Below are 14709 nucleotides of genomic sequence, written 5' to 3'. Positions count from 1 at the left end.
ATGAAGAGACGGACTTTCCTGACGAACATCGCCGCCGGCTCGGCCGCCACCCTCGTGGCCGCCCCGGCCATCGCCCAGAGCCAGCCGACGGTGAAGTGGCGCATGGCCACGAGCTGGCCGAAGAGCCTCGACACCATCTACGGCTCGGCGGTGGCCATGTGCCAGCGCATCGGCGAGCTGACCGAGGGCAAGTTCGAGGTGATGCCCTTCGCCGGCGGCGAGATCGTCGGCGCGACGCAGGTGTTCGACGCCACCAAGAACAAGACGGTGGAATGCTCCCACACCCTCACCGCCTTCTTCACCGGCAAGAACCCGGCCTATGCCTTCGACGGCGGCATCGCCTTCGGCACCAACGCCCGCCAGCAGAATGCCTGGTATTACTACGGCGGCGGCAAGGCGCTGATCCAGGAGCTGTTCGGGAAGGAGAACATGGTCTCCTTCCCCTGTGGCAATACCGGCGTGCAGATGGGCGGCTGGTATCGCAAGGAGATCAAGGGGCTCGAGGACCTGCAGGGACTGAAGATGCGCATCGCCGGCCTTGGCGGGCGCATCCTGAGCAAGCTCGGCGTGGTGCCGCAGCAGATCGCGCCCGGCGACATCTATCCCTCGCTGGAGCGCGGCACCATCGACGCGGCCGAGTGGATCGGCCCCTATGACGACGAGAAGCTCGGCTTCAACAAGGTGGCGAAGTATTACTACACGCCCGGCTGGTGGGAGGGCAGCGCCCAGATCACCACGCTGACCAACAAGGAGGCCTGGGACGCGCTGCCGCCCGCCTTCAAGGCCGCCTTCGAGACCGCCGCCACCGAGCAGAATCTGATGATGCTCGCGAACTACGACACCAAGAACCCGGAGGCGCTGCGCCGCCTGCTCGCCGCCGGCGTCGAGCTGCGTGCCTTCCCGCAGCCGGTGATGGAGGCCGTCTACAAGGCGACGCTGGAGACCTTCGCGGAAGTCGCTGCCTCCAACCCGGATTTCAAGAAGATCTACGAGCCGTGGAAGACCTTCCTGAACGAATCCAATTCCTGGATGCGCGTCGCCGACTATCGTCTCGACAGCTTCCGCTTCTCTGCCCCCAAATGGCCGTGAGCGGACCCGCCGCGCTATGAACAAAGCGGGGCGGCGGCCTCTGCCGCCCCACCAGTGCCAGGAGAGAGGGACGCCATGTCCGTGGACCATGAGACCCATCCCGCCGTCAGCGGCGAAGGCATCGGCGCCCGCGTCCGCCGCAAGGAGGATGCGCGCCACCTGATGGGCCGCGGCCGGTTCGCCGGCGATATCCGCATGCCCGGCATGAGCGACGTGGCGTTCCTGCGCAGCCCGGTGGCCCACGCGCGCATCCTTTCGGTGACCAAGCCGCAGGGGCATGAGGGCGCGGTGTTCACCTCGGCGGATTGCGCTGATGTCGCCGACATCATCACCCGCTCCACCATCCCCGGCTACAAGCTCTCCGCCCATCCCCCGCTGGCGCGGGAGAAGGTGCGCTTCGTCGGCGACATCGTCGCCATGGCCTATGCGCCCACCCGCGCCGAGGCGGAGGACCTCTGCGAGGCGACCCTCTTCGACTATGAGGAACTGCCCGCCATCGTCGATTGCGACAGCGGCCGCGCCCCCGGCGCCGCCCTGCTGCACGAGGCGTGGGGCGACAATCTCTTCCTGGAAACCAGCTTCGATTCCGGCGGCATCGAGGAGGTCGCCCGCACCGCCGCGGTGAAGGTGGAGAAGCGCTTCCGCACCGGCCGCCAGTGCATGCACCCCATGGAGGGCAAGGGGCTGGTGGCGTGGTGGGATTTCCAGGGTGACACCTTGGTGGTGAACACCTCCACCCAGGTGCCGCACATGATCCGCGCCGGCCTCGCCGAGACCTTGGGCCTGCCGGAAGCCCAGATCCGCATCGCCCCGCCCGACGTGGGCGGCGGCTTCGGCTACAAATGCCTGCTCCAGCCCGAGGAAGTGTTGGTGGCGTGGCTGGCGATGACGCTCAAGCGCCCCTTCCGCTGGATCGAGGACCGGCGCGAGCACCTCACCGCCGGCGCCAATGCCCGGGAGCATGAATATGTCATCACCGCCTATGCGGACGCGCGCGGCAAGCTGCTTGCCCTCGACGCGGAAGTGGCGGTGAACGTTGGCGCCTATTCTGTCTGGCCCTTCACTGCGTGCCTCGAGGCGGCGCAGGCCGGCGGCAATCTGCCGGGGCCGTACATCTGGCCCCACTATCGCTGCAAGACTTATTCGGTGGCCACCAACAAGCCGCCCTTCGCGCCCTATCGCGGCGTGGCGCGGCCCGGCGTGTGCTTCGCCATGGAGCTGACCATCGATGCGGTGGCCGCCGCCGTCGGCCGCGAGGCGGTGGACGTGCGGGCGGAAAACCTCGTGCCCGCCTCGGCCATGCCCTACCTGAACATCACCAAGAAATTCTACGACAGCGGCGATTATCCCGCCTCGCTCGCCACCGCCCGCGAGATGATCGGCTTCGAGGCCATCCGCGCCCGGCAGAAGATGGGAGAACAGGACGGCCGGGTCATCGGCGTCGGCTTCTCCACCTACACCGAGCAGTCGGCCCACGGCACCAAGGTGTTCGCCTCGTGGGGCACGCCGCTGGTGCCCGGCTATGAGCAGGCCACCATCCGCCTCAATCCGGACGGAAGCGCCGATGTGAAGGCCGGCATCCACACCATCGGTCAGGGTCTCGAGACGACGCTGGCGCAGGTGGCGAGCGAAATCCTCACGCTGCCCATCGCGCAGATCCGCGTGACGCTGGGCGACACCGCCACCACGCCCTTTTCCACCGGCGCCTATGCCTCGCGCGGCATCGTCATGGCCGGGGGGGCGGTCTCCAAGGCGGCGCAGAAGCTGGCGGAAAAGGTGAAGGCGCTCGCCGCCCACCTCATGCAGTGCTCGGCCGAGCAGGTGCGGTTCGAGGGCGGTGCCATCCACGGGCCGACCGGCTCCGTGACCTTCGCCGAAATCGGTCGCGCCTGGTATCGCACCCCCGAGGTGCTGCCGGACGGCGTGGACACCGGCGGCCTCGAAGTGACCGAGGGCTACAAGCCCGACGTGGACACTGGCCTCTTCTCCTACGCCACCCACGCCGCCCTCGTGGCCGTGGACGTGAAGACCGGCGCCACCGAAATCCTCGACTATGTGGTGGTGGAGGATTGCGGGCGCATGGTGAACCCCATGATCGTCGAAGGTCAGGCCTATGGCGGCGTCGCCCAGGGCATCGGCACGGCGCTGTTCGAGGAAAGCACCTACGATTCCGAGGGCCAGCCCCTCGCCTCCACCCTCGTGGACTATCTCCTGCCAGGACCGACCGAACTGCCCAAGGTGCGCATCGCCCACACCGAGACGCTTTCGCCCTTTTCCGCCCATGGCATCAAGGGCGTGGGGGAGGGCGGCGCCATCGCCCCGGCCGGCGCCATCGTGAATGCCATCAACGATGCGCTGAAGGATCTCGGCGCCACCCTGTGCGAGATTCCCGCAACGCCGGAGCGCGTGCTCGCGGCCCTCGCAGAGGCGCGGCGCACGAGCAACGGACGGAGCGCCGCATGAAGCCCGCCGCCTTCGACCTCACCCTTGCGACCTCCCTCGATCAGGCACTCTCGGTGCTGGCAGGGGAGGGGGCAAAGCCCGTGTCCGGCGGCTGCTCGCTGGGGCCGATGCTGAACCTGCGCCTCGCCCGCCCCGCCGCTCTGGTGGACCTGCGGCGCGTCGGCGAGCTGCGCACGCTGGAAGGCAGCGCGACCCATCTCGACATCGGCGCCGGCTGGACCCATGCGGAGATCGAGGACGGCGTGGTGCCGGACGTGACCGGCGGGCTCATGCGCCGCGTCGCCCATGGCATCGCCTATCGCGCGGTGCGCAACCGCGGGACGCTGGGGGGAAGCATCGCCCACGCGGACCCGGCCGCCGACTGGATCAGCACCATGACCGTGCTGGACGCGACCCTCCTCATCCGCGGCCGCGCCGGCACGCGAGCCTGCGCCATGGCCGACTTCATGCTGGCGGCCTACACCACCACGCTGGCGGCGGACGAGATCATCACCGCCGTGCGCGTGCCGGTGCTCTCCGCCGAGGCGAAGACGGGCTACCACAAGGTGTGCCGCAAGACCGGCGAGTTCGCCCAGGCCATCGGCGCCGTGGCGGTGGATGCCGGACGCGGCCTTGCCCGCGTGGTGGCGGGCGCCGTGGAGGCGCCGCCGCTGGTTCTGGCCACGGCCGGTGAGCGGCTGAAGGCCGGTGACAGCGCGGGGGCCCGCGCCGCCGCTCAGGACGAAATCGAGGCCGCGCTGGCGGGCCATCCGGAGGCGTTCCGCGCGCTCCATCAGGTGGCCGTGGACCGCGCCTTCAGCGATGCGGGGCTCGCATGAACGCCATCACCCTTACCGTCAACGGCCAGCGCCTCTCCCGACAGGTGGAGCCGCGCACGCATCTCGCCGATTTCCTGCGCGAGGAGCTGAATCTCACCGGCACGCACCTCGGCTGCGAGCAGGGCGTGTGCGGCGCCTGCACCGTGCTCATCGACGGCAAGCCGCAGCGCTCCTGCATCGCCTCGGCCGCCGCCTGCGACGGGGCGGACATCCGCACCATCGAGGGGTTCGATGGCGATGCGCTCATGGGCGAGCTGCGCGAGGCCTTCTCCGTACATCACGCGCTCCAGTGCGGCTTCTGCACGCCGGGCATGCTCATCTCTTCCCGCGACATCGTGAGCCGTCTCGGGGAGACATCCGAACGCACGGTGCGCGAGGAGCTGAGCGGCAATCTCTGCCGCTGCACCGGCTATGTGGGCATCGTGAACGCCGTCTGCGCCGTCTCTGCCGGCAAGGCGCCAGCGGCGCAGGCGGAGGCGGTCGGCATCGCTGCGGCGACGGCTCCCGCGCCCGTGGCGGCGGCCGCGCCCAAGGCCGCACCGGCCCCCGCCGCGTCCATCGGAGCGGGCGGCAGCGAGATCCGCCAGAGCCTGACCGTGGACGCCCCGCCCGACGCCGTGTGGCCGGCGCTGAAGGACATCCACCTCATCGCCCGCTGCCTGCCCGGCGCCGAGGTGAGCACCTTCGACGGGGAGAAACTGGAGGGCCGCATGGTCGTCACCTTCGGTCCCATCAAGGCGGCCTTCGGCGGTGATGCGACGGTGACCTTTGACGATGCCGCCCGCACCGGCCTCGTCAACGGCTCCGGCCGGGACGGGGGCTCAGGCTCGAGAGCCCATGGTGAGATCACCTTCGCCCTGAAGCCGGCCGGCGCGGGCAGCGCCATCGACCTTGCCCTGCGCTACCGCATCTCCGGTCCCCTCGCCCAGTTTTCACGGGGCGCGCTTGTGCAGAATCTGGTCTCGCACCTGACAGGGGTGTTCGCCACCAATCTCGCCGCCGCCCTGAAGGGCGAGGCGCCGGCCGCTGCGACGGGTCTTTCGGCAGCCGGCATTTTCAAAGTGGTGCTGAAAGCGTGGTTTGAACGGGTGAAAACCTGGGTGGAACGCCGCCCGAACTGATGTCGAACGTTTGAAGGCCGGGTGGCTTGTCGCCCGAAAATAGAAAGTATACTGATTAAATTCGCCGGAAACGGTGGGAGGACGCGATGGGCTTCAGGAAGGTGGCGGAACTCGACGCGCTGCGCGACGGCGGCGTCACCGGCGTCGAGGTGGACGGCGTTCCTATCGCCTTATTTCGCATGGGAAATGAGGTTCACGCCACCCACGGCATCTGCACCCACGCGCTGGCCTTCCTGAAGGACGGCTACGTGGAGGACGGCACCATCGAGTGCCCGCTCCACCAAGGCGTCTTCGACATCCGCACCGGCCGCGCCCTGTGCGCCCCCCTGACCCAGGACCTCGCCACCTATGCCGCCAAGGTGGAGGGCGGCGCGGTGTTCGTGGACCTCGAAACCGCCGGCGAGGGCGCTACTGATCCCGGACTGGCAGAGGCGGCCCAAGTCACTGAAAAAACAGGCATGGAGCCCCCTCCGCTGGTGATTGCCGGCGCCGGGCAGGCGGCTGCCGCGGCCATCCGCGCGGCGCGGGCCGCCGGCTTTTCCGCTCCCATCCACCTCGTCGGTGCCGAGCCGCATCTGCCCTATGAGCGGCCTCCGCTCTCCAAGGAGGCGCTGGGCGACGCCTTCGACCCGGTGTCCGCCTGTCGCCTCCCGCCCGCCGACGTGGCGGCCCTGGGCGTGACCTTTCATGCCGGTGTGCGCGTCACCGCCATCGATGCGCAAGCGCGGATCGCAACCCTTTCGGATAGCACACAAATTCCCTACGGCGCCCTGCTCATCGCCACCGGCGGAACGGCCCGGCGGCTCGGCGTCCCCGGCGATGACCTGCCCGGCGTCCATCATCTCAGAACCCTTGAGGATGCCCGCTCCATCGCCGCCTCCCTCTCCTCCGCCCGCACCGTTGCCGTGGTGGGCGGCGGCTTCATCGGGCTGGAGCTGGCCTCCGCCGCACGGACGCGCGGCCTGAAGGTGGTGCTGCTGGAGCGCGAGGGCGAATTGATGTCCCGCCTCCTGCCGCCGGCCCTGGGCGCGGCCTTCCGCCGGCTGGCGCAGGCCCATGGCGTCGAGGTCCGGCGCGATGTGGCGGTCGAGGCCATCAGCGCGCGCGACAGCGCTCTGGCGCTCGCGACCACAGCTGGCGAGATCGTTGCCGACACCGTTCTGGTGGGCGTCGGCCTCGTGCCCGAGACGGACCTCGCTGCCATGGCCGGCTGCGAGGTTGCGGGCGGCATCGCGGTCGATGCTGCCGGCCGCACCACCATTGACGGCATCTGGGCCGCCGGCGACTGCGCGCTCCATCATGCGCCGCTCAACGGGCGGCGCGGTCGGCTCGAAAGCTGGCAGAATGCCGAGGAGCAGGGCGCCGCCGCCGGACGCAGCATTGCCGGCGACGATCGCCCCCGCACCGAGAAGGCGCCGTGGTTCTGGACCGACCAGTTCGGTCTCAACATCCAGATGCTGGGCGTGCCCAGCACCGGCGACGACGTGGCCTTGAGTGGCACCGACGGGGCGGCCGGCGCCGTCTATCGCACCCTCGCGGACGGGCGGGTCACCGCCGTGATCGCCTTGTCCGATGCCGCCGCCATCCGCACCGCCCGCGCGGAATTGGCCTCCGACGCCCCCTTCGACCTTGCCGCCCACGGCGCGCGTCTCCTTGCGCCGGGCGATTTCGAACCACCGCCGATCGATCCTGAGGAGGACGACATGAGCGCGAGCCCCGACGCCCAGTTCGCCAGGAAATACGTGTGGCCCGACGAAGGCCTCTCCATCATTCCCGACTGGGTCTACACGGACGAGACCGTCTACCAGCGCGAGGTGGAGCGCATCTTCCACGGGCGCACTTGGAATTTCGTCGCGCTGGAATGCGAGATCGAGAATCCCGGCGACTTCATCCGCTCCAATGTCGGCCCCACGCCCGTGGTGGTCGCCCGCGCGGAGGATGGGACGATCCACGTATTCGAGAACCGCTGCGCCCATCGCGCGGCCGAGTTCTGCCGCGATTTGTCCGGCAATGCCAAGGAGTTCGTCTGCCCCTATCACCAGTGGTCCTATGACCTGAAGGGCAATCTCGTGGGCGTCCCGTTCCGCCGCGGGGTGGACGGCAAGGGTGGGATGCCGAAGGACTTCAAGCCGGCGGACCACGGTCTCAAGCAGCTCAACGTCACCACCCATCGCGGTGTCGTCTTCGCCTCTTATGTCGAAGACATGGAGAGCTTCCCCGACTATCTCGGCCCCGAGGTGCTGCGCGAGTTCGAGGCGACGTTCGACGGCCGCAAGCCCAAGCTGCTCGGCCATTACCGCCACAGCCTGCCGGGCAACTGGAAGCTCTATCACGAGAATCTCAAGGACCCCTATCACGCGACCCTGCTGCACACCTTCCTGGTCACGTTCGGCCTGCTGGTCGCGGGCAACAAGTCGTTGATGCTGGCGGATCCCTCGGGCCGGCACGGGGTGATGGCCTCGGCCAAGTCGGACGCCATCGTGTCCGAAGACAAGAAGAAGGAAATGCGCGCCTACAAGGAGGGCATGACCCTCGAGGAGCCGCGCTTCATGGACTTCATCGACGAGTTTGACAGCCCGTGGTCCGTCACCATGGCCACCATCTGGCCGAACCTCATCGTGCAGCGGGAGATGAACACGCTGGGCATCCGCCACATCGTGCCCACCGGCCCGAACGAATTCATCATGAAATGGACCATGTTCGGCTTCGAGGGCGACGACGAGGAGATGACCCGCCATCGCCTGCGGCAGGGCAACCTCATGGGCCCGGCGGGTTTTCTCGGGCTGGAGGACAACGAGGCCATCAAGTTCGTGCAGGACGGCATGCTGGGTGTGCCCGGCGGCGAGCATCTGGTGAAGCTTGATCCCGGCACCGAGGCGGGCACCGCCGACACCCTCATTTCGGAAGCGGCCATCCGCGCCATGTACCGCCACTGGCGCGACGCCATGGGCATCGCCTGAGGAGGTGCGAACATGCTGAACCCTTCAAGCGCAACCGCGCCCTCCCGTGACGATCTGATCGATGCCCTGCTGCTGAAGGCGGAGGTGGAGGCCTTCAACGAGGCCTATGCCTCGGCCCTCGACCAGCAGCGCCTCGCGGATTGGGCCGAAATGTTCACCGTCAACGGTTTCTACAACATCATCTCGCGCGAGAACTACGACCGGAAGCTCCCCGTGGGCCTCATCTATTGCGAGAACCGCGGCATGATCCGCGACCGCGCCTTCGCGCTGGAGAAGACCGCCATGTTCGCGCCGCGCTATCTGCGGCACATGGTGGGCAACCTGAAGGTCGCCGAGGCGGCGGACGGCAGCATCGACGCCACCGCGAACTATGTGGTGTTCCAGGTGCTGTTCGACCGGCCGGATGCGACCATCCACCAGGTGGGCCGCTACGTCGACCGCTTCGTGCGGGAGGAGGGCGGGCTCAAGCTCGCTTCGCGCGTCTGCATCTACGACAGCCTGCTCATCGACAACGCGCTCTGCATTCCGGTGTGAGCATGCACGGCATCGGGACAGAAAGCGAAGTCGTGCGCCTTGCAGCGGCGCATTCTGCGGGTAAGCGGCGGGTGAAGGAGACGGTCGAGGCGGCGCTCGCACGCGCTGAGGCGGCGCAGGCGGGGTTTAACTGCTTCGCCGTCCTCGACGGCGCGGGGGCCCGTGCCGCCGCGGCGGACATGGATGCCCGCCTCGCGGCTGGAGACACGCCGGGGCCGCTCGCCGGCGTTCCGGTCGCGGTGAAGGACATTCTGGACTGTGCCGGCCTGCCCACGCGCTGGGGCTCTCTGTTGTTCGCGGATGCCGCGCCTGCGGCGTCGGATATCGCGGCCGTGGCCCGGCTGAGGGCGGCGGGGGCCATCATCCTCGGCAAGACGACGACCACGGAATTTGCCCATTCTCCGCTGGGCTCTTCGCCGCTCAGCGGGTTGACGCTCAATCCCTTCGCACCGGACCTTACCTGCGGCGGCTCCTCTTCCGGCGCCGGGACGAGCGTCGCGCTCGGGGTGACGCCGGTGACGCTTGCCACCGATGCCGGCTGCTCCAGCCGCCTGCCCGCCGCCGCCACGGGGACCTATGGTTTCAAGCCCACCCTCGGCCTCGTGCCCCACGAGCGGGTGCCGGATGCCTTCGGTAGCTTCATCCATCTCGGCCTGATCGCCCGCAGCGTGGCCGACATCGCGGCGACCCTGCCCATAGTCGCCGGGCCGTCTCCGGCTGACCCCTGGAGCCTGCGGGCGCCGCCGCTTGCGCCGGCCGCAGGCGAATTTGCGGGCGCCCGTGTGCTCCTGTGGATGCGCGCCGGCAATTCCCGCGTGTCCCGCGAGGTCGAGGCGGCGACGCGGATGGCCGCGCGCACGCTGGAGCGGCTCGGTGCGGAGGTGGTGGAAGAGGACTACGCCCTTGCCGCCCCCGATCCCATCTGGAGCACGCTGCAGCAGACCAACTGGGCGCTGCGTTTCGCCTCGACCTCCGCAGAGGATTTCGCGCGGCTGTCGCCGGCGCTGCGGGCCGGGATCGAGGCGGCGCGGGGCTTCAGTGCGCTCGATCTGATGCGGGCGCAGGCGGCCCGGGCCCAGGTGTTCCGGGGCGTGCAGGCGAAGTTCGGGCAATACGACTTCATCCTCACCCCCTGCCTTTCCGCCCCGCTGGTGGCGGCGGACTTCGACCTCTCCGGTCCCCTGGTGATCGATGGCGAGGCCGTGGGCCCACTCCGGGCGGAATGGACGTCGGCCCTGTCCCTGTTCGACCTGTCCGGCCACCCCGCGCTCGCGGTTCCGGTGGGCCTTTCGGAGAATGGTGGCCCGCTCGCCGTGCAGCTGGTGGGAAAATGGAACGGCGACATGGCCTTGCTTGCGGCGGCAGCAGGCCTTGCCAGCGAGATGCCCGCTCCCGTCTGTCCGGGCGCGGCCTCGCTCTTCTGAGATATCCCGCGGCCGGCGACCGGCCGCGGGATTGCGCCTATTTTCCCGATGCGACCTGCGCCGAAAGCGCGGTGTCGATCAGAGTGTTGGTGAAATAATCCGGAGCGGCCTGGCCGGCCGGGACGAGGCCGCCATCGGCGAGCACGTCGAGCGCCTGCCGCCAGTCGGCCTCCGCCATGATGCCCATGGGCTTGTCCTTGGTGGCGGGTGTGGCGACGAAGCCCTTCAGCACGTCGATCTGCTGGCGCAGGATCGCCGGATTGAGCTTGGCGTTGGGCCGCGCCTCGATGATGGCGGCCACGGCCTCGTCCTCGTGCCCGTTCATGATGTAGGTCCACATGCCGGCGACGATGCTCGAGAAGCGACGCAGGGCGTCGGCCTTGGCCGTCGTGCTCTTCTCGGTGGCGAACAGGCCGAAGCTCGGAAAGTTCAGGCCGTAGGTCGTGAAGTTTATGGTGTTGGACGGGCGCTGCGCGTTCACCACCGGCAGGATGAAGGGCACGGTGGAAAAGACGCCGTCCGAGCGTCCGGCCATGTAGGTGCCGCCCTTCGCGGACGCATCCACCGCCACCAATTCCACGTCCGATCGCTTCAGGCCGCCGGCGGCGAGGAAGCGATCGATGAAGGGGGCTTCGAGCGATCCCGCGGTGAACGCGAGCTTCTTGCCCTTCAGATCAGCCGGGCCGGTGATGCCGCTGTCCTTCGGAACGAGGAGGCCGATGTCGTTCTGGCGCACAAAGCCGGCAATGGCCTTCACCGGCAGGCCCTTGGCGCGGGCAATAGCCATGGGTGCCAGCGCGGCATGGCCCACGTCGTACTCGCCATTGCCGACGATCTGCACGGTGGATACGGAGCCGTTCCCGTCGACCAGCTCCACATCGAGCCCATTGGCGGCGAACACCCCCTTCTTCGCGGCGAGGTGGAAGGGCGCATGGACGCCCCAGGGCGTCCAGTCCAGCCGAACGCGGATCACATCCGCGGCGTGTGCCGGTAAGATAGTCAGCATACAGCCTAGAATTGATGCAAGGAGGGCCGGGGCAGACAATCCAAACATGGGGTTCAATCCTTTTCTGGTTTCGCTTCCAGTGCTCCTGGCTCGCTCGAAAGTCCGTATCAGCGGGTGATACAATGCGGTATACTGCACGAAACGTGCCCTTGGCGGGAAGGCTCTTGGGGCCGGCATCTGGCAGGGGGCACTGGCGCTTGCCCGGGCGGCGCTGGTTGTGCTCCCATCCGTTGCGGCCAAGGCAAGATACTGGCTCGTGCCGTCGCGCCGTCGCTCGAGGAAGATGGAAGGTGAGGCCTTGAAGGGGAAGGACATGCCGGCTTCCGGCGCTTTGGACGCAACCGCCGCCCACGGCCGGGATGCGGGACGCCGGCGGAAGGGGGCGCAGCAGACCGCACAGCCCCCCGAGCATGAGCCGGCAAGTGCGGAGATGCCGGCGGCTTCATCGGTTCGTGCGGATGCCGTGCCCCGGGAGATGCCTTCCGCGCCCGACACTTCCTCACCGACCATGCCGCTCTGGGAGCGGCCCGGCTATCTCGTCCGCCGGCTCCACCAGATCCACTCCGCCATCTTCCTGGAGGAGTGCAAGGCCTTCAACATCACGCCCGTGCAATATGGGCTGATGACCACATTGCTCCAGCATTCCGGCAGCGACCAGCGCACCATCGGCGTCGAGGTGGGCATCGATCGGACCAACGTGGCGGACGTGCTGGAACGGCTGTCCGAGCGCGGTCTTGTCCGCCGTGAGCGGTCGGAGACGGACCGGCGTGCCATGAATGCGTTCCTCACCGAGCAGGGCCGCGCGCTGGTGGGTGAGATGTATGCCGCCATGGTCCGCGCCCAGCAGCGCCTGCTGGAGCCGCTCGATCCGGAGTATCGCTCCGCCTTCCTCGCCATGCTGACCCAGCTCGTGGAAGGCAACAACCATTACAGCCGCGCCGAGCTGAAGGCGGATTTCAAGGTCCGCCGCCGTCGCGGCCAGGACGAGCGCGGTCAGGACGAGGCGTGAGCGGAAGGGCGGGCCGCACCGCCTCCGCGCCCCAGCCGTCGATGCCCCGCGTCATCAGGCGGGTGATGAAATCGGCGGTCCGGGCCGTGTCGAAATCGGCGTCCCCGAAGGTGAGGAACATGGCCTCCGTTCCGGTGGCAACGATGATGGAGGCGATGAGCTTGAGGTCGCGCACGGGCAGCGTTGCGCCGGGCATGACGCGGATGATGTCCCCTTCGAGGTCGTTCAGAATCCCCCGCATATCCGCCATGGAATAGAGGCGGGCGCGTATGTGGTGCTGGTTGAGCTCGCTGAAGCGAGCCGCGCCCTCAACCGACTGCAACATTTCAAGAAAAGCGCGGTAACTGAGCCGCAGCATGTCTTCGATCGTTTCCGCCTGCGCGCGGGCCTCGCGGGTGCAGTCGCGCACCCGGCCGAGCAGGCGGGCCACCAGCACGTCGAACACCGCCTCCCGCGTACGATAGTAATTGTAGAAGCTGCCCGCCGAGACCCCGCTCGCCTCGACGATGTCGCGGATGGTCGCGCCGTCCAGCCCCACCGTGGCGAAGATGGTCCATGCTGCCGCCTCGATGCGCGCCATGTTGGCGGCACGGGTGATCTCCCGCCGCGCGGAGGGGCTGTAGCGCGTCGGCGCCGTGGGTTTGTCGGATGGGGCGGGTCTCTTCGCCATCGGCTCTCCCTGCCGCCCCGGGTGCCGCTCAGGCCTTCCGTCGTCCAATCAGGACGTCGGCGACGAAGCGGGCGAAGCGGCCATAGGGCGGTCCCAGCCATTCCAGCACATTCACCGGCCCGGCGACATGCACCGCGCGCGCATGGCTGAGCCGCAGGAAGCCGTCGTGGCCGTGATAGGCGCCCATGCCGCTCGGTCCGATCCCGCCGAAGGGCAGTCCCTCCTGCGCCACGTGAAGCAGCGTGCCGTTCACCGTTACACCGCCCGATGTGGCGCCATCGAGCACCTTTTCGCGCATGGCGCGGTCGTGGGTGAAGCAATAGAGCGCCAGCGGTCGCTCCCGCGCGGCGACGAACGCCAGGGCGTCGTCGAGGCTCCGGTACGGCACGATGGGCAGCACCGGCCCGAAGATTTCCTCCCGCAGCAGCACGCTGTCCGGCAGGGCATCGAGCACGATGGTGGGCGGAAAGCGCCCGGCCTCCCCCTCGATCCCGTGGACGAAGGTGCGTGCCCCGCCCACCCGCGCCTCCTCGACCGCCGCGGCAAGCCGCTGGAAGTGCCGCCGGTCGATGACGGCAGTGTAGTCGGCATTGTCGGTGATGGCCGGCCAGGCGCGTTCGACCTCTGCGAGGATGGCCTCGGCAAGGTCTTTGGCCTTGTCGCGGGGGACGAGCACATAGTCCGGTGCCACGCACGTCTGTCCCGCGTTCAGGAACTTGCCGAGCGCGATGCTGCGCGCGGCGGCGGCAACGGCATAATCAGGGCAGACGATGGCCGGGGACTTGCCGCCCAGCTCCAGCGTCACGGGCGTGAGGTTATCTGCCGCTGCGGCCAGCACCTTCCGGGCGACACCGCCGGAGCCGGTGAAGAGGATATGGTCGAACGGCAAAGCGCAGAAGGCCGCCGCGATCTCCGGCCCCCCGGTGACGACCGCGACGCGATCGGCGGGAAAGGCCTCCCCCACAAGGCGCGCCAGCAATGCGGAGAAGCTGGGCGTCAGCTCGGACGGCTTCAGCAGCGCCCGGTTGCCGGCGGCGAGCGCATCCACGAGCGGCGCGAGCGTGAGGAGCAGGGGATAGTTCCAGGGCGACAGGATGCCGACGACGCCCAGCGGCTCATGCCGGACATAGGCGCGGGACGGCAGGAACTGCCACCCCACCGGCCGCCGCTCCGGCCGCATCCAGCGCGCGAGGTGGCGCCGGGCGTGACGGATGGCATTGAGCGACGGCACCGCTTCCAGCAGCTCCGTCTCGGCGATTGCCCGACCGCCGAAATCCTGGGAGATGGCGCCGGCGATGGCGGGAAGATGGGTGCGGACCATCGTTTCGAGGGTCGTCAGATCCTGTCGCCGGACCCCGGCCGAGGGGGCGGGCTGGTGCCGCGCGGCGTGTCGCTGGGCCGCAAAGATCCGGGCGAGGTCTGGCTCTTCCGCCCTCGATTGCCCGGCCGCCTCGGCTGCCCCGCTCACGTTGCACGCCTCCGGCTGGTCCCGCAAACCCGCCCGGATCAAGGGCGCGCGATCGATAGCCTCTCAAAACTTGAGATTCTTGTCAAATTTCGCAGGTATCTTTTTCCGCAGCCCTCGGGGCGGGTTGGTCGGCATTTGACAGGTCAT

At 68.7% G+C, this 14709-nt stretch carries 11 protein-coding genes; 8 read left to right on the top strand and 3 right to left on the bottom strand.

Going from position 1 to position 14709, the window contains the following annotated elements; translation table 11 throughout:
- From ACT535_RS19080 to ACT535_RS19050, 7 genes are all read left to right on the top strand, one after another.
- A complete protein-coding gene (locus tag ACT535_RS19080) occupies window positions 1-1089 on the top strand; it encodes a TRAP transporter substrate-binding protein (RefSeq protein ID WP_168457457.1) in 1089 nt (362 codons plus the stop codon).
- A 75-nt stretch (window positions 1090-1164) separates the two neighbouring features.
- A complete protein-coding gene (locus tag ACT535_RS19075) occupies window positions 1165-3552 on the top strand; it encodes a xanthine dehydrogenase family protein molybdopterin-binding subunit (protein ID WP_476365639.1) in 2388 nt (795 codons plus the stop codon).
- Window positions 3549-4370 carry an FAD binding domain-containing protein gene (locus ACT535_RS19070; RefSeq protein WP_476365638.1) on the top strand — a complete coding sequence of 274 codons (822 nt, stop codon included), beginning with the start codon at window positions 3549-3551 and terminating at the stop codon, window positions 4368-4370. The genes ACT535_RS19075 and ACT535_RS19070 overlap by 4 nt, the downstream gene beginning before the upstream one ends.
- Complete coding sequence (locus ACT535_RS19065; protein WP_476365637.1) at window positions 4367-5491, top strand: 2Fe-2S iron-sulfur cluster-binding protein; 1125 nt, start codon at window positions 4367-4369, stop codon at window positions 5489-5491. The genes ACT535_RS19070 and ACT535_RS19065 overlap by 4 nt, the downstream gene beginning before the upstream one ends.
- 86 nt (window positions 5492-5577) lie before the next feature.
- Window positions 5578-8451 carry an FAD-dependent oxidoreductase gene (locus ACT535_RS19060; protein WP_476365636.1) on the top strand — a complete coding sequence of 958 codons (2874 nt, stop codon included), beginning with the start codon at window positions 5578-5580 and terminating at the stop codon, window positions 8449-8451.
- 12 nt (window positions 8452-8463) lie between these two features.
- Window positions 8464-8985 carry an aromatic-ring-hydroxylating dioxygenase subunit beta gene (locus tag ACT535_RS19055; protein ID WP_476365635.1) on the top strand — a complete coding sequence of 174 codons (522 nt, stop codon included), beginning with the start codon at window positions 8464-8466 and terminating at the stop codon, window positions 8983-8985.
- A gap of 71 nt (window positions 8986-9056) precedes the next feature.
- Window positions 9057-10409: an amidase gene (locus tag ACT535_RS19050; RefSeq protein ID WP_476365634.1), complete on the top strand. Its 1353-nt coding sequence runs from the start codon at window positions 9057-9059 to the stop codon at window positions 10407-10409.
- Window positions 10410-10446: 37 nt separating this feature from the next.
- On the opposite strand, the gene ACT535_RS19045 is transcribed toward ACT535_RS19050, so the two are convergent.
- The gene (locus ACT535_RS19045) at window positions 10447-11382 is read right to left on the bottom strand and encodes an ABC transporter substrate-binding protein (RefSeq protein WP_476365633.1); all 936 of its coding nucleotides are present in this window, start codon (window positions 11380-11382) and stop codon (window positions 10447-10449) included.
- Between the two features lie 508 nt (window positions 11383-11890).
- Between ACT535_RS19045 and ACT535_RS19040 the strand changes: the two genes are divergently transcribed.
- Window positions 11891-12424, top strand: a complete 534-nt coding sequence (locus tag ACT535_RS19040; RefSeq protein WP_210254325.1) for a MarR family transcriptional regulator — start codon at window positions 11891-11893, stop codon at window positions 12422-12424.
- Here the strand turns inward: ACT535_RS19040 and ACT535_RS19035 are convergent.
- The gene (locus ACT535_RS19035) at window positions 12372-13094 is read right to left on the bottom strand and encodes a TetR/AcrR family transcriptional regulator (protein WP_476365632.1); all 723 of its coding nucleotides are present in this window, start codon (window positions 13092-13094) and stop codon (window positions 12372-12374) included. The two genes, ACT535_RS19040 and ACT535_RS19035, sit on opposite strands and share 53 nt — an antisense overlap.
- A 28-nt stretch (window positions 13095-13122) precedes the next feature.
- Complete coding sequence (locus ACT535_RS19030; protein ID WP_476365631.1) at window positions 13123-14562, bottom strand: coniferyl aldehyde dehydrogenase; 1440 nt, start codon at window positions 14560-14562, stop codon at window positions 13123-13125.
- Window positions 14563-14709 lie beyond the last annotated feature (147 nt).

It is taken from the genome of Xanthobacter sp. DMC12, from assembly GCF_056314105.1.
The sequence above is the reverse complement of the archived record's forward strand: the minus strand, read 5'-3'. Positions and strand labels throughout refer to the sequence as shown.